We start from the raw sequence: 18740 nt of genomic DNA, 5'->3' as shown, positions 1-18740 counted from the left end.
TGCCCAGAACAAGACAGAGACTGGCCATGACCAAGACTCTCCATCACCGTGCCTGCCACCTGTGTGAAGCCATCTGCGGCTTGTCCATCGAAACCACCGAAACCGACGGCCAGGTGCAGATCACCTCGATCAAGGGCGATGCCCTGGACACGTTCAGTCGTGGGCATATCTGCCCCAAGGCCGTGGCGCTGCAAGATATCCAGAATGACCCGGACCGACTGCGCCAGCCGATGCGCCGGGTCGGCAGCGAATGGCTGCCCATCGAGTGGGACGAAGCGTTCGAACTGGTGGCCGAAAAACTCTCGGCGATTCAGGAGCGTCATGGGCAGAACGCGGTCGCCGTGTATCAGGGCAACCCCAGCGTGCATAACTACGGGCTGATGACCCACAGCAATTACTTCCTCGGCCTGTTGAAAACCCGTAACCGCTATTCGGCGACGTCGGTCGATCAACTGCCCCATCACCTGACCAGCTACCTGATGTACGGCCACGGGTTGCTGCTGCCGATCCCGGATATCGATCACACCGATTTCATGTTGATCCTGGGCGGCAATCCGCTGGCGTCCAACGGCAGCATCATGACCGTGCCGGATGTGGAGAAGCGTCTGAAGGCGATCCAGGCCCGGGGCGGCAAAGTGGTGGTGGTCGATCCACGGCGCAGCGAGACGGCGGCGATGGCCGATCAGCATCTGTTCGTGCGCCCCGGTGGCGATGCGGCGTTGCTGTTTGGTGTGCTCAACACGCTGTTTAGCGAGGGACTGACGTCTGACAGTCATTTGCCGGTGGACGGTCTGGACGAAGTGCGCGCAGCGGTGGCGGGGTTCACTGCCGAAGCCATGAGTCCGTTGTGCGCGGTTCCTGCCGAACAGATCCGCCAGTTGGCCCGGGACTTCGCCGCCGCGCCAAGCGCCGTTTGTTATGGCCGGATGGGTGTTTCCACTCAGGCCTTCGGCACGCTGTGTCATTGGGTCGTGCAGTTGATCAATCTGGTCACCGGCAACCTGGACCGCATCGGCGGTGCCTTGTGCACCGAGCCGGCGGTGGATCTGGTGGCGTCGACTTCGGGCGGGCACTTCAATAAATGGCAGAGCCGCGTGTCCGGGCGTCCGGAATACGGCGGCGAGCTGCCAGTCTCGGCGCTGGCCGAAGAAATGCTCACCGAAGGCGAGGGCCAGATTCGCGCGCTGATTACCGTGGCCGGCAATCCGGTGCTGTCCACGCCCAACGGCCGGCAGCTGGAGCAGGCGCTGGACGGGCTGGAGTTCATGGTCAGCGTCGACCTGTACATCAACGAAACCACGCGCTATGCCGACCTGATCCTGCCGTCGACCTCGGCGCTGGAGAACGATCACTACGACACCACCTTCAACCTGTTTGCGGTGCGCAACGTCACCCGGTTCAACCGGGCGATCCTCGCCAAACCCGAAGGAGCGCTGCACGACTGGGAAATCTTCGTCGGGCTGGCCAAGGCCTTTGCCGCGAAGACCGGCAAGGAACTGAAGCCGACGATGCCGCCGGCGAAGATGATCGACATGGGGTTGCGCATGGGCTTGTATGGCGATGCATCCGAGCAAAAATTGTCGCTTGCGACGCTGTTCGATCATCCGCACGGTGTTGATCTGGGAGCGCTCAAACCCAACCTGACATCGCGATTGAAGACCGCCAATCAACGAGTTCAGGCAGCGCCACCGGAAATCCTGGCTGACCTGGCGCGCTTCGCCGCGTTGCAGGCGCCGGCCGCCGATGAGCTGTTGATGATCGGCCGCCGTCATGTGCGCAGCAACAATTCCTGGATGCACAATTACCATCGACTGGTGAAGGGCAAGCCGCGTCATCAGCTGTTGATGAACCCGGACGATCTCGCCAGTCGCGGGCTCAGTGATGGTCAGCTTGTGCGGGTCAGTTCGCGGGTCGGGCAGATCGAGGTCGAAGTGCTGGGCAGTGCGGACATGATGAAGGGCGTGGTCAGTCTGCCGCACGGATGGGGCCATGCCCGGCCGGGCGTGCAGATGGCGATTGCCAGTGGTCAGCCGGGTTCGAGCGCGAATGACCTGACCGATGAATGCCAGCTCGACGAGCTGTCAGGCAATGCGGCGCTCAATGGCGTGCCGGTGACGGTGGCGGCGGCTTGAGCAAGTCTGTCGGGGAGACCGAGCAGCGCGCTCGGGATTCCGTTACAATGCGCCACCGTGCCGACCCATGAGTCGGAAAGTTCAGCCGAGGTGCTCCATGGATATCATCGAAACGATTAAAGAGCAGATTGCCAACAACACCATTCTGCTTTACATGAAAGGCTCGCCGAATGCCCCGCAGTGTGGCTTCTCCGCGAAAGCTGCGCAGGCAGTGATGGGCTGTGGCGAGAAGTTCGCCTACGTCGACATCCTGCAGAACCCGGAAATCCGTGCCAACCTGCCGAAGTACGCCAACTGGCCGACTTTCCCGCAACTGTGGGTCGGCGGTGAACTGGTCGGCGGCAGCGACATCATGGCTGAAATGTTCGCCAACGGTGAGCTGCAGACTCTGGTCAAGGAAGCATCCGCCAAGGCTGCTGCGGCCAAGTCCGAAGCCTGATTGGCTTTTGTGGGAGCGAGCTTGCTCGCGAAGAACGATGACGCGGTGTAGCTGTTGAACCGCGGTCTCTACTTCGCTGGCAAGCCAGACTCCTGCAGACATGGCAATAAAAAGCCCCGCCTCTCGAAAGAGGGTGGGGCTTTTTAGTGTCTCGAGTTTAGCGCGAGCTAATTACTCGTCTTCGCCCATCTGCGATTGCAGATAGTTCTCAAGACCGACTTTATCGATCAGGCCCAGTTGGGTTTCCAGCCAGTCGATATGTTCTTCTTCGGATTCAAGGATGTCTTCGAGCAGTTCGCGGCTGCCGAAGTCACCGACGGATTCGCAATGGGCGATGGCAACCTTCAGGTCAGCATGGCCGGTCTTTTCGATACGCAGGTCGCACTCCAGCATTTCCTTGGTGTGCTCGCCGATGTGCAGCTTGCCCAGGTCCTGCACATTCGGCAGGCCTTCCAGGAACAGGATGCGCTTGATCAGCTTGTCCGCGTGTTTCATCTCGTCGATGGATTCGTGGTACTCGTGTTTGCCGAGCTTGTTCAGGCCCCAATCTTCATACATACGCGCATGCAGGAAGTACTGATTGATCGCGACCAGCTCATTGGCAAGGATCTTGTTGAGATGCTGGATGACTGTTACGTCGCCTTTCATGATGGGAGTCCTGCCCTAAGTAGCGGTATATAAGGCAGAGTTTGAGCTTGGTATTTATAAGTGTCAAACCTAAGTTATTGAATAATAAATGAAAATTAATCTGAATAAGAATGTTTTTGTTCCGCGTCTAGACGCTAAGCAATTGATTTTCAGGCATAAAAAAACCGGACATAAGTCCGGTTCTTCGAATTCGGGATAATTACGCGGCTGTAAATTCTGCCGGGTAGGGGATCGCAGCCTGGGCGGTTTGCAGCTTGGTCAGGGTTTCGCGAACCACTTCTTTCGCCAGGCACGCACATTTGCCGCATTGGCTCGCTACGCCGGTGGCCTGACGGACTTCTTTATAGCTGCAGCAACCTTCATAGATCGCTTCGCGGATCTGTCCGTCGGTGACGCCAGTGCAGAGGCAAACATACATAAGTGAGAACCGTCGCTGGTTGTGACTCAATTGCGATGGATCTTAATGTTAACGAGAATGATTGTCAAAGTGCTTTCCCAGTGGTTTTCATCGCCAGCGCCTGTGACTGACGAACGGTGGTGCATGGCTGAATGCCAGCCGGGATTTCGAGAAAAACCTTTAAGGACAGTCGAAAAACGCAGTGTATGATGGTCGGCCCTTGCGAAGGGGGTTCGTGTCACAGGGCTGTCGCCTGAGGGTGACAGGCTGGCCCGAACCCTGAACTTCAAGTTTTTACACCAGGAGATATCAATGAGCGTACTCGTAGGCAAACAAGCCCCTGACTTCACCGTCCCGGCCGTACTCGGCAATGGCGAGATCGTTGACAGCTTCACCCTGTCCTCGGCCATCAAAGGCAAATACGGCCTGGTGTTCTTCTACCCGCTGGACTTCACCTTCGTCTGCCCGTCCGAGCTGATCGCTCTGGACAACCGCATGGCCGACTTCAAGGCACGCAACGTTGAAGTGATCGCCGTGTCGATCGACTCGCACTTCACCCACAACGCCTGGCGCAACACTCCGGTCAACAATGGCGGCATCGGCCAGGTGAAGTACACCATGGCTGCCGACATGAAGCACGATATCGCCAAGGCCTACGACGTTGAGTCCGAAGGCGGCGTGGCTTTCCGTGGCGCGTTCCTGATCGACGACAAAGGTGTTGTCCGCTCGCAGATCGTCAACGACCTGCCGCTGGGCCGTAACATGGAAGAGCTGATCCGTCTGGTCGACGCTCTGCAATTCCACGAAGAGCACGGCGAAGTCTGCCCTGCCAACTGGAAAAAAGGCGACAAAGGCATGAACGCTTCGCCAGAAGGCGTTGCGGCTTACCTGACCGAGAACGCTGCTGCCCTGTAAGGCGCAACGTCGAGGTACAAAAAACCGGCCCATGTGGCCGGTTTTTTATTTGGACAGTCAGCGAATCCTGAGTGTGGGCATCATTTGTTTCAATTGGCTGGAAAAAATACTGGATGACTGAACAGTGCATGGATAGGGTTGTAGTGGAGCGAGAGAAGGGTGAGGTTGATTGACCTGGACCGAATCGCACCTCACTTAAGGTATGCAATGGATTGCATGACGCAAAAGGGGTTTCAAATGCCGAGTAGCTTGGACGTTGCAGATTATTTCCTCTGCCTGGAAGGGCATGAAGGCGAGATCTCCAATCTCAAAATTCAAAAAATGGTCTATTACGCTCAAGGGTTCAGTCTGGCCCTTCATGGCGTGGCGCTCTTCCCTGAACAATTGGAAGCATGGATGCACGGGCCAGTGGTTCCGGCTCTGTATCGAAAATTCAGCCAGTTTGGATCGGGTTCCATTCCTCCTCCAGATGATTTCAATCCCGATGTTTTCAGTGCAGAACAACAAAGTCTGCTCAACGAAGTGTTCGACGTTTATGGCCAATTTTCGGCGTGGAAGCTACGTCAGTTGACGCATGAAGAAGCACCTTGGCGGAGAAATTACAAGGAAGGAGAATTCAGTAGGGAAATCCCCGCCTGCGAGATGCAGGAGTATTTCCGGGAGCATTGGGTGAACTGAAAAATGGCAAAGCTAAAACGCTGGGAAAGCGATGCGGCGGCCAAGGTAACGGCACGAACCTCTACCACTGAGACAGATACATCGGAAGCGCGACCTCCGGTTTTCTCATTTGAGTATTTACAGAATGGCTGGTGCATTCAGGATTGTGAGACCGTCGAACGGTCGAAAATGCTGGAGCGTCTGAGAGTCCTGGGAAAAATGTCGTGGAGAGAATTACGCAAGGAGCACAGGCATCGTTACGGCTGTGAAACGATTGAGAGAAGCAGTCTGAAGGTGGGGATTCCTGCTTTTTTAACAGGTGATGTCAGATTGCTGGTGTTTCGGGCTTTTGAGCGTGTAGCGATGGTGGGATACAAGAACCAGCGTATTTTTTATGTCGTGTGGATTGATAGAGAATTCAAGCTCTATAAGCATTAAACAAAAAAACCGGCCCATGTGGCCGGTTTTTTCATGCGCGGAAGAAACCCGACGAGGATCAGTCGTCGAAGTCTTCCCAGCCGCCCATCTGTTTCCAGCGGTTGACGATGCCGCAGAACAGCTCGGCCGTCTTCTCGGTGTCGTAACGCGCGGAGTGCGCTTCACGGCCGTCGAAGTCGATGTCGGCTGCCTGGCACGCCTTGGCCAATACGGTTTGACCGTACGCGAGACCGGCGAGGGTCGCGGTGTCGAAGCTGGAGAACGGGTGAAACGGATTGCGCTTCATGTCCAGCCGCGCGACGGCGGCGTTGAGGAAGCCCAGGTCGAAGCTGCTGTTGTGGCCGACCAGAATCGCCCGCTTGCAACCGTTGGCCTTCAGGGCCTTGCGCACGCCACGGAAGATGTCGGTCAGGGCCGTTTCTTCGCTGACGGCCATGCGCAATGGGTGATCGAGCTTGATCCCGGTGAACTCCAGTGCCGCCGCTTCGATGTTGGCGCCTTCGAACGGCTCGACGCGGAAGAAGTAGGTGTGATCCGGGTAGACGAAACCCTTTTCATCCATGGCGATGGTGGTCGCGGCAATCTCCAGCAGAGCGTCGGTGGCCGAGTTGAAACCACCGGTTTCTACGTCGACGACAACCGGCAGGTAGCCGCGAAAGCGTGCTGCCATTGGATGGCGCGAACCGCCGCCACCTTGACCGTCCAGTTCGTCGTCGAAATGGTCTTCACTCACGCGTGTTCCTCCAGCAGGCGCCAGCGCAGTTTTTCACCGGCGCGCAGCGGGATAACGGTCAGCTCGCCGAAAGGCAGGCTCGTCGGGGCGGTCCATTCGTCACGAACCAGGGTGATGCGATCGGTATTTGCCGGCAGGCCGTAGAAACGCGGGCCGTTGAGGCTGGCGAACGCTTCGAGCTTGTCCAGCGCATTGCGCTGTTCAAAGGCTTCGGCATACAACTCGATGGCGGCGTACGCGGTGTAGCAGCCGGCGCAGCCGCAGGCGGCTTCCTTGGCGTGTTGGGCGTGCGGCGCCGAGTCGGTGCCGAGGAAAAACTTCGCGCTGCCACTGGTGGCGGCGTCGAGCAGGGCTTCCTGGTGCGTGTTGCGCTTGAGGATCGGCAGGCAGTAGAAGTGCGGCCGGATCCCGCCCACCAGCATGTGGTTGCGGTTGTAGAGCAGGTGATGCGCGGTGATGGTCGCGCCGACGTTGGCCGAAGCCTCGTTGACGAACTGCACGGCATCGCCGGTGGTGATGTGTTCGAACACCACTTTCAGCGTCGGGAAGCGCTCGACCACTCGGCGCATGTGCTCGTCGATGAAGATTTTTTCGCGGTCGAACACGTCGACGTCGCCACGGGTGACTTCACCGTGGATCAACAGCGGCATGCCGACTTCGGCCATGGCTTCCAGCGCCGGGAAAATCTTGTCGATGCTGGTGACCCCGGAATCGGAGTTGGTGGTGGCGCCGGCCGGGTACAGCTTGGCGGCATGCACGAAACCGCTGGCCTTGGCCTCACGGATTTCTTCGGGCTGGGTGCGGTCGGTGAGGTACAGCACCATCAGCGGCTCGAAACGACTGCCGGCCGGGCGGGCAGCGAGAATCCGCTGGCGATAGCCGTCGGCTTCAGCGGCGTTGCGCACCGGAGGTACCAGGTTGGGCATGATGATGGCGCGACCAAAGGTGCGCGCGACATCCGCAACGGTATTGGTCAACACGGCACCATCGCGAAGATGAATGTGCCAGTCGTCGGGACGCAGCAGGGTCAGGCGGTCGGACATGAGGGGATTCCAGGCGGGTCAAACTGAGGCGAATGCTACCGGAAAAGACTCTTGCAGGCACTCGCTATCAAGTTTTGCGACGAGCGTCCGATATCCCATAGGTATGCCGTAAAGATGTATGTCTCGGTCTTTTTTGTTGTAGAAGCCAATGGAGCCTCCCGTGCGCCAGCGATATTTAGCCTTGCTCAGTGTGTTTGCCAGCCTTCCCGCGATGGCACTGACCTACCAGACCCGTCTGGAGAACATTGAGTGGACGGTCGAGGGCGACAAGTTCGAGTGCCGTCTGACGCAGCCGATCACCGACTTCGGCTCGGGGCAATTCGTGCGCAAGGCTGGCGAGCAGGCGATCTTTCGCCTGAATGCTTACAACGCCATGCTCGGCGGTGGTTCGGCGACGCTGCTTGCAGCGGCAGCGCCATGGCAGCCGGGACGCAATGACATCAATCTGGGCAGCGTCAGAATCGGAACCGGCAATGTGCTGTTCAACAGTTCGCAAGCGCAGGCCGGAGGGTTGATCAGCGGTTTGCTGGAAGGTCGCAGCCCGGTGGTGCGCCGTGCTTCCGGCGATGGGCGGGTCTCCGAGGTGCGCCTGCTGCCGGTCAAGTTCAGCAAGGCTTTCAATGACTATCAGTCCTGTGTGGCGAAACTGCTCCCGCAGAATTTCGATCAGGTCAAACACTCGCAAGTCGGCTTTCCGGGCGAAGGCACCGATCTGGACGCCGCCGCGAAAGCCAGACTGCAAGTGATGCTCGAGTTCATGAAGGCCGATCCAACGGTCAATCACATTGAGCTCGATGGCTACTCGGACAACAGCGGCAATCGCCTGACCAATCGTGAGTTGTCGCGCCGCCGTGCGCTGGCGGTGGTTGATTTCTTCAAGGCCAACGGGATCGCCGAGTCGCAGATCACCGTGCGTTTCCACGGCGAACAATACCCGCTGGTGCCGAACACCAATGCTGCCAACCGCGCCAAGAACCGTCGGGTGAGTGTCAAGCTGGCCCGGGTGGCACCGGTCACCTCCCCAACGCCTCAGGCCAGCACACCTGCCAGCACTGCGGCGACTTCCTGACCTGTCGGTCATCGTCGCCCTCTCGACAGATTCTGTCGCTTTGTCGTCTTAAGCTGTCGCGCCTCTGTAAATTATCGCGTTTGAGCGGTAGACTCCTCGGCTTTCCGTAGAACCCCGTGGAGTGATGGCATGGCGGACGTAAACAAGGTCGTTCTGGCGTATTCCGGCGGCCTGGACACTTCGGTGATCCTCAAGTGGCTGCAGGATACTTATAACTGTGAAGTGGTGACCTTCACCGCTGACCTGGGTCAGGGCGAAGAGGTCGAGCCGGCACGCGCCAAGGCTCAGGCCATGGGCGTCAAAGAAATCTACATCGACGACCTGCGCGAAGAGTTCGTGCGTGACTTCGTGTTCCCGATGTTCCGCGCCAACACCGTTTACGAAGGCGAGTACCTGCTGGGTACTTCCATCGCGCGTCCGCTGATCGCCAAACGTCTGATCGAAATTGCCAACGAAACCGGCGCCGACGCCATTTCCCACGGCGCGACCGGCAAGGGCAACGACCAGGTCCGTTTCGAGCTGGGTGCCTACGCACTCAAGCCAGGCGTGAAAGTGATTGCCCCTTGGCGTGAGTGGGACCTGCTGTCCCGCGAGAAGCTGATGGACTACGCCGAGAAGCACGCGATCCCGATCGAACGCCACGGCAAGAAGAAGTCCCCGTATTCGATGGACGCCAACCTGCTGCACATCTCCTATGAGGGCGGCGTGCTGGAAGACACCTGGACCGAGCACGAAGAAGACATGTGGCGCTGGACCGTCTCCCCGGAGAAGGCTCCCGACACACCGCAGTATCTGGAACTGACCTACCGCAACGGCGACATCGTCGCACTGGACGGCGTTGAAATGACCCCGGCCACCGTGCTGGCGACGCTGAACAAGATCGGTGGCGAACACGGCATCGGCCGTCTGGACATCGTCGAGAACCGTTACGTCGGCATGAAGTCCCGTGGCTGCTACGAAACCCCAGGCGGCACCATCATGCTGCGCGCTCACCGCGCCATCGAATCGATCACCCTGGACCGCGAAGTCGCTCACCTCAAAGACGAGCTGATGCCGAAGTACGCCAGCCTGATCTACACCGGTTACTGGTGGAGCCCGGAGCGTCTGATGCTGCAACAGATGATCGACGCCTCGCAGGTCAACGTAAACGGCGTTGTGCGCCTGAAGCTGTACAAGGGCAACGTGATCGTGACCGGCCGCAAGTCCGACGATTCGCTGTTCGACGCCAACATCGCGACCTTCGAAGAAGACGGCGGCGCCTACAACCAGGCCGACGCGGCTGGCTTCATCAAGCTCAACGCGCTGCGTATGCGTATTGCTGCCAACAAAGGCCGCAAATTGTTCTGAGCGCTTCAGACCTGATGTGAAAGAGCGGCCTTGTTATCGTGACAAGGCCGTTTTTTTATCTGATCGATACCGGTCAGCATTCCCGCCATTTCAAATCTTTCCCGCCAAAGTCATCTTCATCGAACTGACATCGTAAAAGATACAGTAGGTCGTTCCTGCGACTTTTTTTCCGTATTTAAACGATTTTAAGATGTTCTCCGTTGGTGAAACGTCCGACGCCGAGTTGGTCAAAAGCAAGAATATTCTGAGCGACTGCTTGTTCGGGGGTGGGATTTTTTCCAATAGTCTATCCGTGGCTGGTTCGATATTTCCTCGTCGGGTGTCGATGATGTAGAGCGTGTTGAAAGGTTTTGGAAGCTTTACAGTATGCAGTGCTTCATTGAGTTTTTCGGATGACTTCGGCAAGTTATGGTCGGTGTTCTCGAATGCATTTAAAAAATTATTTTCGTTATTGAAATCAGAGGGTGCATACAGGGATCGGTAGTTGAAATTTAGCGTGATGAAAAAAAGAAACGTCAAAAAGAAGGGAAAGCAGATCAAGAGCCAGAGATAAATTTTTCGCTCGTTATCATCAAGGAATGGCAGAGATACCGCAGCGGAGGTCTCGGTTACGAACGCGAAGATGGCAATGACGCCAATAGGGTTGGTAATTTTTCTGTCGTTTTTTAGCATGTTCTTTACTCATGAAGTAGACCGTTCTCGTGAAAGTTTTTTGAGGTTTTTTGAAGTTTGGTTGTTGCTAGGGCGAAGTTTCGCAATCCTTGTCTGGTGTTTATATTAAATGGCGCGGAATGGACACGGGAATGTTGTTTCAGGTTTTTTATATGAGCTGTATCTATGTTTTCCGGAGTTCGTCAAATACGTGGTATGAGGTTGATGGGAGAGTGATCCGGATCTTTGTCTTTGCGTGTCGTCAGGTTTTTGCTCCAGTGAGTCTTTTCTGTAGGATTAATCTTCGTTGGCCGTAGGAAGCGTCTCTTGCTGCTGGTATGAAGGAACTTATCTATGCCATGGATGAAATGACTACGTTATTGTGCCGGTTCTAAAAATTCGAACAGCGAAACTGGACTTGCCCATGAATAAAGTGCTGATCGTGGATGATCACCCCGTCATTCGTCTTGCGGTACGTATGCTGATGGAGCGTCATGGCTACGAAGTCATTGCAGAAACCGACAATGGAGTAGATGCATTACAACTTGCGCGTGATCAAATGCCCGATATCGTGATTCTGGATATTGGCATACCGAAGCTGGACGGGCTGGAAGTCATCGCACGCCTCACGACAAGTGCCATGCCTTTGAAAGTACTTGTGCTGACATCCCAGTCGCCAGGTCATTTTTCCATGCGTTGCATGCAGTCGGGGGCTGCGGGTTATGTTTGCAAGCAACAGGATCTGACGGAGTTGCTGAGCGCCATCAAAGCCGTACTGTCCGGGTACAGTTATTTTCCCAATCAGGCGTTGCACACAGTGCGGACCAGCCTGGGAAATACCAGCGAGTCTGATATGGTCGATCGCCTGTCCGGGCGGGAAATGATGGTGTTACAGCAACTGGCGCGCGGCAAGACAAACAAGGAAATTGCCGATGGCATGTTCCTCAGCAACAAGACCGTAAGCACCTACAAGACCCGGTTGCTATTGAAACTCAACGCTCGTTCTCTGGTGGATCTGATTGAATTGGCGCAGCGAAACGGCCTTGTCTGACCGGTCGGTCGTTGACGAGGCAAGGGGAGACGGGAAATCAGCTTGCAGCAGAAAGTGAAAAGCCTCCGTTTCGGGAGGCTTTCAAATGTCAGAGATCAAAATCGTAATCGGCCAATTGCTTCTGCAATCGCCGTTCCTCAAGCAGATTGTCGATGGTGCGACGTTTGCTCAGGTTGGTCTTGGCAACTTCGACTACCGGTTCGTCGTCAGCTTCCGCGACGAAATCGTCTTCTACATCCACTTGCTCTTTGCTGGTGCTCATAAGGTCAACTCCAGGCTAAGACTGCCTTTGGCGCTCCTTATATCGATATTCCAGCAGATGGTAAAAAAGATTTTTTCAATCGATAAATCAATAAAACCAATAGCCGCTCAATCGTCAGAAGTTTTGTGCTTGAAATCGCACAGGTCTTCGATCCGACAGCTGCCACAACGAGGTTTGCGTGCCAGGCACACGTAACGTCCGTGAAGAATCAACCAATGGTGCGAGTCGAGCAGGTATTCTTTTGGCACAAACTTCATCAGCTTCTTTTCCACCTCGACCACATTTTTACCTGGTGCAATCCCGGTGCGGTTGCTGACCCGGAAGATGTGGGTGTCCACGGCCATGGTCAACTGTCGGAAAGCGGTGTTGAGCACGACGTTGGCGGTCTTGCGGCCAACGCCAGGCAAGGCTTCCAGTGCTTCGCGCGTCTGCGGGACCTCGCCATTGTGCAGTTCGACCAGTAATCGGCAGGTCTCGATCACGTTTTTGGCCTTGCTGTTATAGAGGCCGATGGTCTTGATGTATTCGGACAGTCCTTCGACGCCCAGGGCGTGAATGGCCGCGGGTGTGTTCGCTACGGGAAACAGCTTGGCTGTCGCCTTGTTCACTCCGACGTCAGTCGATTGCGCTGACAGAATCACCGCGATCAACAGTTCGAAAGGCGAGGAATAGGCCAGTTCGGTCTTGGGCTCGGGGTTGTCCTCGTGCAGCCTGCGGAAGATCTCCAGACGTTTTGCGGCATTCATGGGTGATGCGTTTCCTCGGGTGGGGGGGCAGGGCGATTCCAGGCCTGACGGGCGGCCAGTAACAGTCCAAGCAATATGAACGCGCCGGGAACCAGCGACGCGAAATGCAGACCATCGCCGAACAGAATCAAACCTTGCCAGTGTTCCGACAAATGATGGCCGATGCTGCCCTGACCGATCAGCTCACGCAACAGCGCAAGCAAAATCATCAGCGCGGCAAACAGACCGCACAGTTTCAGTCGATTACGGGCAGGCCGGCGAAAAAATCCATTGTGCTCCAGCACGATGCACTGCAAGCCGATCAGCCCGGCATAAAGACTGATCAGTTGATGCCACTGCAGCGCACCGCGTTGCAGAACAATATCGGCGCAGCCCGCCACGGTCGCGGCCAATACCAGGCTGACCGGCAACAGGCTCTCGCTGCTCAGGCGCGAGCGCAGCGGTGCCATGCACAAGCCGTAAATGCCCACGACAACCGCAAACATCAACAGAGTCGCCAGCGCGCCCGCCACAGAGTCGGTGGTACCGATCAACAGCACCAGCATCGTTGAGTTCGACAGAGTCGCTGACGTATTCATGGCGCGCTCCCGAGCAGGATCGTCCGGTGCTCATCGAAATAACGCAGGGCATCGTGGATGGCATTGATCGCCGCGCGAGATGTAATGGTTGCGCCAGCGATCTGATCGAATTGCCCCTGATCCTTCTTCAAGGCCCATCCGGCGTCCGTCGGTTGGTTGCTCGATTTTCCGCTAAAGGCCTGAAGCCAGGCATTCGGCCAATCGCCGATATGCCCACCCAGCGAAGGTGTCTCGTTTTGCTCGAGGGTTTTGACACCGAGCAATCGACCGTTGGCGTCGATGGCAATCAGCAACTCGATATTGCCTGCGTAACCTTGGGCCTGGCTGCGCAACAGGACTGCCACGGGTTGGCCGTTTTTGCTCGCCCGATAACCGCCCAGCAGCACGCTGTGGCTCAGGTTGATATCGGTCAGCGTCAGAGGTTGTTCGAGCGGCTGATTGTCGTAAGTGTCGCCCGGCAGCACGTCCAGCAACTTGCGACTCTCAAGCAGACGCTGTTCGGCGGCAATCTGCGGTGCGTTGCTGCGTTGCACCAGCCACGTCACGCCGATGCCCAGCGCGCTGATCAACGTCAGTGTGATCAGGCTGCTTGCGCGGTTCATGGTGTCACCTGCGCCTGACGGGCCGCCGCGAAACGCTCCAGCGCCGGCACGCACAGGTTCATCAACAGCACCGCAAACGCCACGCCGTCGGGGTAACCGCCCCAGGTGCGAATCACATAAGTCAGCAAGCCCACGCCGACGCCGAACAGTAGACGAGCGAGCGGTGCTTTTGCCCCCGACACCGGCTCTGTGACGATGAAGAACGCTCCCAGCATGGTCGCGCCACTCAACAGGTGAAACAGCGGTGAGCCGTGGGAGTCCGACCCCGAACCGTTCCAGCACAACAGGCTGATCGCGAACAGACTGGCGAGCATGCCGACCGGCGCGTGCCAGCCAAACACCCGACGCTGCAACAGGAACAACCCACCGGCGAGGAACGCCAGGTTCACCCATTCAACGCCGTGTCCGCCAAAGCGACCGAATGCCGGATTGCCGGCAAACAACTCGTCCATGGTCAGGCTTTTATTAATGCGCAGACTGTCCAGCGCGGTGGCCCGAACCCAGGCGTCCGGCTGCGCGCCCAGATTGAACACCTGGCTAAAAGCCGCCGTCAGATCCATGCCATGGGCAGGCCAATGGGTCATTGGTTGCGCAAACATCACCATGGCCAGCGCGAAACCGAGCATGGCCGGATTGAAAGGATTTCGGCCAACACCACCGTACAAATGTTTGCCCAGCAGCAGGCCCGAGGCGATCGCCGTGACCGTCAGCCACCACGGGCAATAAGGCGGCAGGGCAATCGCCAGCAGCGTGGCGCTGACCACCGCGCTGCCATCGGACAAGGTAGTTTGCAGAGGCTGCCGACGCAGATGTGTCACCCCGGCTTCGACACCCAGAGCAGTGACGACGGACAAGATCAGGTTGATCAACACGCCCCAACCGTAAAACCAGAACAACGCCAGCAATCCCGGCAATGTCGCCAGTAAAACCAGCTTCATTGCCTGTTGCAGGCGCTCGTCTCTGGTGTCAATGGATGACATGGGCTTGTACCTGCCGCTCTGCATCTTGCAGGCGGGCGCGGGCCTTTTCGAGGATGTCGGCGGGTGTGCCGTCGCGCCGTTGCAGCTTGTTCAGGTCGGCGCGCGCGTAGGCCAGTTCGGTTTTCAGCTGGCGCAGCTGGTCGTCGATCGGACGTTTCTCGACACGCACAAGCTCGGGAGCCGGTTGGTCGCTGGCGGCTTCGGCGTTGTGCAGCGCCTGTTCGGCGTCACGCAGCGCTTGCTCCAGTAAGGCAATCTCGGCTGGCGGGGCCTCTGCGGTTTGCGCTTTTTTCAGCTCGGCGCGGCGCATTGCCAACTGGATCTTCGCCCGTTTCAGATCGGCGTCCTTTGCCGGTGCAGCCACGACCGGAGCAGGTGCCGCGTTGCTTTCCAGCTTCGCCAGTGCCTGCTCAGCGGCTTCGAATTGCTGCTGCAGGACAATCAGCTGCGATTGTTGATCGAAGGTCGGCGGATGACCGAACGCCTTGAGCGACTTGTTCAATTGCGCCCGACTCATGGCCACATCGATTTTGGCTTTTTTCAACGCGGCGTCGGCGTTCGCGGCTTTTTGCGCACGTACCCGTTCCAGCGCCGCCTGCACCGGATCGAGCGTGGTGGCGGCGACTTCGACCTGGGCCGCGCGCTGCGCCCGGGCTTCCCGTTCGGTCTGTTTCTGCTGTTCTTCGCGTTGCAGACGAGCGTTACGCCGTTCGAAACGCTGGCGGGCGTGATTGCGTTTGCTCGCGCGAGCCTGCTGTTCTTCAAGGCTGGCGGCCAGGCCGCCGACCACCGGCAGCGTGCCCGGCGGCAGCGGGTGCATCTCGATGCAGTCGACCGGGCAGGGCGCCACGCACAGATCGCAACCGGTGCATTCGTCGATGATAACGGTGTGCATCAGTTTCGCCGCGCCGACGATGGCATCGATCGGGCAGGCCTGGATGCACTTGGTGCAGCCGATGCATTCAGCTTCACGGATGAAAGCCACTTGCGGCGGCGCCGAGCCTCGACTGATGTCCAGCTCGAGCACCGGGATTTTCAACAGTTCGGCCAGCGCCGCGATGGTTTCGTCGCCACCCGGTGGGCACTTGTTGATCGGCTCGCCGTCGGCGATGCCTTCAGCGTAGGGTTTGCATCCGGGATGGCCGCATTTGCCGCATTGGGTCTGCGGCAGCAAGGCATCGATGCGTTGAATCAGACTCATGTTTTGATCAGTCCACTGAATCCGAGAAAAGCCACGGCCATCAGTCCGGCGCCGATCAACAGGATCGGCAAACCACGAAAGGGCAGGGGAATATCGTTGTTGGCCGTGCGCTCACGCAAATCGCTGAACAGGCTCAACACCAGCCAGAAACCCAGTCCGGCGCCAAGGCTCAGTGCTGTCGCATGAAACAGGCCTTTGTCCGCTTGCGCGTTGATCAGCGTCAGCCCCAGCACACCGGCATTGCCCAGCAGCAGCGGCCACAAACCATCGAATGGCAGCGTGGGACGCCAATGCGCCAACAGCTTCAGCAACGGCGTGATCAGCAGGACGCTCAACGGCAGAAACACAAACAGGCGCAGAAATTCCAGTTGCAACGGCACCAGCAGCCAATGCCAGATCGCGTAACCCGCCACACCGACAATCAGCATCAGACACAACGTTGCCAGTCCCAGCGCATGCACCTGACGGCGTTCGCCCGCCAGTAGTGGATCGACGCCCAGCGGCCAGTGCAACACGAAGTTGTTGATCAGCGCAGCACTGAAGAGCGTAAGCACGAGTTCGGTCATGGTTCTGCCGGCAGGAACGGGCGTGTGTCACTTAAGGTTAGGCATTATCCGGCAGCCGTGGAGGGCGGGCCAGATATGAAAAATCCCACAGGCGCACGGAGCACGCCTGTGGGATCTGTCAGGGCAGAACCTTACTTGATGCGCTGACCCGGCTTGGCGCCGCTGTCCGGGCTCAGCAGGTAGATTTCTTCACCGCCAGGGCCGGCCGCCATCACCATGCCTTCGGAGATGCCGAACTTCATTTTCCGTGGCTTGAGGTTGGCGATCATCATGGTCAGACGACCGTCGAGTTTGGACGGATCCGGGTAGGCGCTCTTGATCCCCGAGAACACGTTGCGTTGCTCATCACCAATATCCAGAGTCAGACGCAGCAGCTTGTCCGCACCTTCAACGTGTTCGGCCTTGATGATCAGCGCGACGCGCAGGTCGACGGCGGCGAAGGCGTCGAAGTCGATTTCCGGCGACAGCGGATCCTTCGCCAGTTCGCCGTTGCCGGCAGGCGCAGCGGCGCCGGTATCGGTCTGGCTGGCGGTCAGGTCTTCTTTCGAGGCGTCGGTCATGGCTTGTACTTTTACCGGGTCGATGCGGGTCATTAACGGTTTGAATTCGTTCAACTGGTGGTTGGCCAGCAGGGTGGTGTGGTCGTTCCAGGTCAGCGGGGCGACGTTGAGGAACGCCTCGGCATCGGCGGCCAGCACTGGCAGCACCGGTTTGAGGAAAATCACCAGCTGGCGGAACAGGTTGATCGCCGTGGCGCAGACCGCCTGGACTTCATCCTGCTTGCCTTCCTGCTTGTTCAGCGACCATGGCGCCTTGTCGGCGATCCAGGCGTTGGCGCGGTCGGCCAAAGCCATGGTTTCGCGCATGGCACGGGCGAAGTCGCGGGCTTCATAGGCGTCGGCGATGCTTGGCGCGGCGGCCAGGAACGCGTCGGTCAGTTCCGGTGCTGCGTTGTTGTCCACCAGCAGACCGGCGTTGCCCTTCTGGATGAAACCGGCGCAACGGCTGGCGATGTTGACGACTTTGCCGACCAGGTCGGAATTGACCTTCTGCACGAAGTCTTCGAGGTTCAGGTCGAGGTCGTCCACGCCACGGCCCAGTTTGGCCGCGTAGTAGTAGCGCAGGTATTCCGGCGACAGGTGATCCAGATAGGTACGGGCCTTGATGAAGGTCCCGCGGGACTTGGACATTTTCTGACCGTTGACGGTCAGGTAGCCGTGCACATTGATCCCGGTCGGTTTGCGGAAACCCGCGCCTTCAAGCATTGCCGGCCAGAACAGGGCGTGGAAGTTGACGATGTCCTTGCCGATGAAGTGGTACAGCTCGGCGGTGGAGTCCTTGCCCCAGAACGCGTCGAAGTCCAGCTCCGGCGTGCGGTTGCAGAGGTTCTTGAAGCTGGCCATGTAGCCGATCGGCGCATCCAGCCACACGTAGAAGTATTTGCCCGGCTCGCCCGGGATTTCGAAACCGAAGTACGGCGCATCGCGGGAGATGTCCCACTGTTGCAGGCCGGCGTCCAGCCATTCGGCGATCTTGTTGGCCACGGCGTCCTGCAGGGTGCCGCTGCGGGTCCAGGCCTGCAGCATTTCCTGGAAGTCCGGCAGCTTGAAGAAGAAGTGCTGGGAATCCTTGAGCACCGGAGTGGCGCCGGAGATCGCCGACTTCGGATCCTTCAGGTCGGTCGGCGCGTAGGTCGCACCGCATTTTTCGCAGTTGTCGCCGTACTGGTCTTCGGTGCCGCATTTCGGGCAGGTGCCCTTGATGAAGCGGTCGGCCAGGAACATTTTCTTTTCCGGGTCGAAATACTGGGTGATCGAACGTTGGGCAATGTGCCCGGCGTCACGCAGCTTCAGGTAGATCTGGCTCGACAGCTCACGGTTTTCTTCGGCGTGAGTGGAGTGGAAGTTATCGAAGTCCACCAGGAACTCGGCAAAGTCGGCGCTGTGTTCAGCCTGGACGTTGGCGATCAGTTGTTCCGGGGTGATGCCTTCCTTTTCCGCGCGCAGCATGATCGCCGAACCGTGGGCGTCGTCGGCGCAGACATAAATGCACTGATTGCCGCGATGCTTCTGGAAGCGCACCCACATATCGGTCTGGATGTATTCCAGCATATGGCCAAGGTGGATCGAACCGTTGGCGTAGGGCAGGGCGCTGGTGACGAGAATCTTGCGTGGTTCGGACATGTGGGGCTTCGCTACTTGATGAAACGGAGGTCGGCCACTATAAAGCGCCGGGAAAGATATTTCACCTCTGCAAATCGTTGCCGGACATGCCGTCCGGAGGAC

At 58.0% G+C, this 18740-nt stretch carries 21 protein-coding genes; 8 read left to right on the top strand and 13 right to left on the bottom strand.

The window, feature by feature from the left end; genetic code table 11:
* The first annotated feature begins 26 nt into the window (after positions 1-26).
* Both N8H71_RS20565 and grxD read left to right on the top strand, forming a co-directional pair.
* Positions 27-2132, top strand: a complete 2106-nt coding sequence (locus N8H71_RS20565; RefSeq protein WP_262195437.1) for a molybdopterin oxidoreductase family protein — start codon at positions 27-29, stop codon at positions 2130-2132.
* 97 nt (positions 2133-2229) lie between these two features.
* Positions 2230-2571, top strand: coding sequence for a Grx4 family monothiol glutaredoxin (gene grxD, locus N8H71_RS20560; RefSeq protein ID WP_003227729.1), 342 nt, complete (start codon positions 2230-2232; stop codon positions 2569-2571).
* 171 nt (positions 2572-2742) lie between these two features.
* On the opposite strand, the gene bfr is transcribed toward grxD, so the two are convergent.
* The gene (gene bfr / locus N8H71_RS20555) at positions 2743-3219 is read right to left on the bottom strand and encodes a bacterioferritin (RefSeq protein ID WP_085684506.1); all 477 of its coding nucleotides are present in this window, start codon (positions 3217-3219) and stop codon (positions 2743-2745) included.
* A gap of 199 nt (positions 3220-3418) precedes the next feature.
* Positions 3419-3637 (bottom strand): bacterioferritin-associated ferredoxin, encoded by a 219-nt coding sequence (locus tag N8H71_RS20550; RefSeq protein WP_007953193.1) that lies wholly within the window; start codon positions 3635-3637, stop codon positions 3419-3421.
* Positions 3638-3928: 291 nt separating this feature from the next.
* Between N8H71_RS20550 and N8H71_RS20545 the strand changes: the two genes are divergently transcribed.
* From N8H71_RS20545 to N8H71_RS20535, 3 genes are all read left to right on the top strand, one after another.
* Positions 3929-4531: a peroxiredoxin gene (locus N8H71_RS20545; RefSeq protein WP_007953195.1), complete on the top strand. Its 603-nt coding sequence runs from the start codon at positions 3929-3931 to the stop codon at positions 4529-4531.
* Between the two features lie 237 nt (positions 4532-4768).
* The gene (locus tag N8H71_RS20540) at positions 4769-5209 is read left to right on the top strand and encodes a Panacea domain-containing protein (protein ID WP_262195436.1); all 441 of its coding nucleotides are present in this window, start codon (positions 4769-4771) and stop codon (positions 5207-5209) included.
* A gap of 3 nt (positions 5210-5212) precedes the next feature.
* A complete protein-coding gene (locus tag N8H71_RS20535) occupies positions 5213-5626 on the top strand; it encodes a hypothetical protein (RefSeq protein ID WP_262195435.1) in 414 nt (137 codons plus the stop codon).
* 58 nt (positions 5627-5684) lie between these two features.
* Here N8H71_RS20535 and rnt read toward each other — a convergent pair whose 3' ends face one another.
* Positions 5685-6359, bottom strand: coding sequence for a ribonuclease T (rnt, locus tag N8H71_RS20530; RefSeq protein ID WP_085709496.1), 675 nt, complete (start codon positions 6357-6359; stop codon positions 5685-5687).
* Positions 6356-7402: a dihydroorotase gene (pyrC, locus tag N8H71_RS20525; protein WP_039765844.1), complete on the bottom strand. Its 1047-nt coding sequence runs from the start codon at positions 7400-7402 to the stop codon at positions 6356-6358. The genes rnt and pyrC overlap by 4 nt, the downstream gene beginning before the upstream one ends.
* Before the next feature lie 160 nt (positions 7403-7562).
* Between pyrC and N8H71_RS20520 the strand changes: the two genes are divergently transcribed.
* Both N8H71_RS20520 and N8H71_RS20515 read left to right on the top strand, forming a co-directional pair.
* Positions 7563-8471: a flagellar protein MotY gene (locus N8H71_RS20520; protein ID WP_262195434.1), complete on the top strand. Its 909-nt coding sequence runs from the start codon at positions 7563-7565 to the stop codon at positions 8469-8471.
* Positions 8472-8600: 129 nt separating this feature from the next.
* Entirely contained in the window at positions 8601-9818 is a 1218-nt protein-coding gene (locus N8H71_RS20515) for an argininosuccinate synthase (protein ID WP_007953201.1), read from the top strand.
* Positions 9819-9908: 90 nt separating this feature from the next.
* On the opposite strand, the gene N8H71_RS20510 is transcribed toward N8H71_RS20515, so the two are convergent.
* Positions 9909-10490, bottom strand: a complete 582-nt coding sequence (locus N8H71_RS20510) for a hypothetical protein (protein ID WP_262195432.1) — start codon at positions 10488-10490, stop codon at positions 9909-9911.
* Positions 10491-10893: 403 nt separating this feature from the next.
* On the opposite strand from N8H71_RS20510, the gene N8H71_RS20505 reads away from it, so the two are divergent.
* Positions 10894-11520, top strand: coding sequence for a response regulator transcription factor (locus tag N8H71_RS20505; RefSeq protein WP_262195430.1), 627 nt, complete (start codon positions 10894-10896; stop codon positions 11518-11520).
* Between the two features lie 88 nt (positions 11521-11608).
* Here the strand turns inward: N8H71_RS20505 and N8H71_RS20500 are convergent, their stop codons facing one another.
* From N8H71_RS20500 to metG, 8 genes are all read right to left on the bottom strand, one after another.
* Positions 11609-11782 (bottom strand): PA3496 family putative envelope integrity protein, encoded by a 174-nt coding sequence (locus tag N8H71_RS20500; protein ID WP_178081279.1) that lies wholly within the window; start codon positions 11780-11782, stop codon positions 11609-11611.
* Between the two features lie 107 nt (positions 11783-11889).
* Positions 11890-12528, bottom strand: a complete 639-nt coding sequence (nth, locus tag N8H71_RS20495; protein ID WP_262195427.1) for an endonuclease III — start codon at positions 12526-12528, stop codon at positions 11890-11892.
* A complete protein-coding gene (locus N8H71_RS20490) occupies positions 12525-13106 on the bottom strand; it encodes an Rnf-Nqr domain containing protein (protein WP_262195423.1) in 582 nt (193 codons plus the stop codon). Before N8H71_RS20490 ends, nth begins: the two co-directional genes overlap by 4 nt.
* Entirely contained in the window at positions 13103-13708 is a 606-nt protein-coding gene (locus N8H71_RS20485; RefSeq protein ID WP_262195422.1) for an RnfABCDGE type electron transport complex subunit G, read from the bottom strand. The genes N8H71_RS20490 and N8H71_RS20485 overlap by 4 nt, the downstream gene beginning before the upstream one ends.
* Entirely contained in the window at positions 13705-14688 is a 984-nt protein-coding gene (locus N8H71_RS20480; RefSeq protein WP_262195421.1) for an RnfABCDGE type electron transport complex subunit D, read from the bottom strand. The genes N8H71_RS20485 and N8H71_RS20480 overlap by 4 nt, the downstream gene beginning before the upstream one ends.
* Positions 14675-15889 (bottom strand): electron transport complex subunit RsxB, encoded by a 1215-nt coding sequence (gene rsxB / locus N8H71_RS20475; protein ID WP_262195419.1) that lies wholly within the window; start codon positions 15887-15889, stop codon positions 14675-14677. Before rsxB ends, N8H71_RS20480 begins: the two co-directional genes overlap by 14 nt.
* Positions 15886-16455: an electron transport complex protein RnfA gene (locus N8H71_RS20470; protein ID WP_262195418.1), complete on the bottom strand. Its 570-nt coding sequence runs from the start codon at positions 16453-16455 to the stop codon at positions 15886-15888. Before N8H71_RS20470 ends, rsxB begins: the two co-directional genes overlap by 4 nt.
* 131 nt (positions 16456-16586) lie before the next feature.
* On the bottom strand, positions 16587-18638 hold the full coding sequence (gene metG, locus N8H71_RS20465) for a methionine--tRNA ligase (protein ID WP_262195416.1): 2052 nt from the start codon (positions 18636-18638) through the stop codon (positions 16587-16589).
* Positions 18639-18740 lie beyond the last annotated feature (102 nt).

It is taken from the genome of Pseudomonas koreensis (assembly GCF_025447595.1).
GTDB classification, from domain to species: domain Bacteria; phylum Pseudomonadota; class Gammaproteobacteria; order Pseudomonadales; family Pseudomonadaceae; genus Aquipseudomonas; species Aquipseudomonas koreensis_H.
Note: the sequence above shows the minus strand (reverse complement) of the source record. Positions and strands in the feature narration are given on the sequence as shown.

Coding starts and splice junctions, on each gene's coding strand:
- N8H71_RS20565 (WP_262195437.1), top strand. CDS start 27: ATGACCAAGACTCTCCATCACCGTGCCTGCCACCTGTGTGAAGCCATC.
- grxD (WP_003227729.1), top strand. CDS start 2,230: ATGGATATCATCGAAACGATTAAAGAGCAGATTGCCAACAACACCATT.
- bfr (WP_085684506.1), bottom strand. CDS start 3,219: ATGAAAGGCGACGTAACAGTCATCCAGCATCTCAACAAGATCCTTGCC.
- N8H71_RS20550 (WP_007953193.1), bottom strand. CDS start 3,637: ATGTATGTTTGCCTCTGCACTGGCGTCACCGACGGACAGATCCGCGAA.
- N8H71_RS20545 (WP_007953195.1), top strand. CDS start 3,929: ATGAGCGTACTCGTAGGCAAACAAGCCCCTGACTTCACCGTCCCGGCC.
- N8H71_RS20540 (WP_262195436.1), top strand. CDS start 4,769: ATGCCGAGTAGCTTGGACGTTGCAGATTATTTCCTCTGCCTGGAAGGG.
- N8H71_RS20535 (WP_262195435.1), top strand. CDS start 5,213: ATGGCAAAGCTAAAACGCTGGGAAAGCGATGCGGCGGCCAAGGTAACG.
- pyrC (WP_039765844.1), bottom strand. CDS start 7,402: ATGTCCGACCGCCTGACCCTGCTGCGTCCCGACGACTGGCACATTCAT.
- N8H71_RS20515 (WP_007953201.1), top strand. CDS start 8,601: ATGGCGGACGTAAACAAGGTCGTTCTGGCGTATTCCGGCGGCCTGGAC.
- N8H71_RS20510 (WP_262195432.1), bottom strand. CDS start 10,490: ATGCTAAAAAACGACAGAAAAATTACCAACCCTATTGGCGTCATTGCC.
- N8H71_RS20505 (WP_262195430.1), top strand. CDS start 10,894: ATGAATAAAGTGCTGATCGTGGATGATCACCCCGTCATTCGTCTTGCG.
- N8H71_RS20500 (WP_178081279.1), bottom strand. CDS start 11,782: ATGAGCACCAGCAAAGAGCAAGTGGATGTAGAAGACGATTTCGTCGCG.
- nth (WP_262195427.1), bottom strand. CDS start 12,528: ATGAATGCCGCAAAACGTCTGGAGATCTTCCGCAGGCTGCACGAGGAC.
- N8H71_RS20490 (WP_262195423.1), bottom strand. CDS start 13,106: ATGAATACGTCAGCGACTCTGTCGAACTCAACGATGCTGGTGCTGTTG.
- N8H71_RS20485 (WP_262195422.1), bottom strand. CDS start 13,708: ATGAACCGCGCAAGCAGCCTGATCACACTGACGTTGATCAGCGCGCTG.
- N8H71_RS20480 (WP_262195421.1), bottom strand. CDS start 14,688: ATGTCATCCATTGACACCAGAGACGAGCGCCTGCAACAGGCAATGAAG.
- rsxB (WP_262195419.1), bottom strand. CDS start 15,889: ATGAGTCTGATTCAACGCATCGATGCCTTGCTGCCGCAGACCCAATGC.
- N8H71_RS20470 (WP_262195418.1), bottom strand. CDS start 16,455: ATGACCGAACTCGTGCTTACGCTCTTCAGTGCTGCGCTGATCAACAAC.
- metG (WP_262195416.1), bottom strand. CDS start 18,638: ATGTCCGAACCACGCAAGATTCTCGTCACCAGCGCCCTGCCCTACGCC.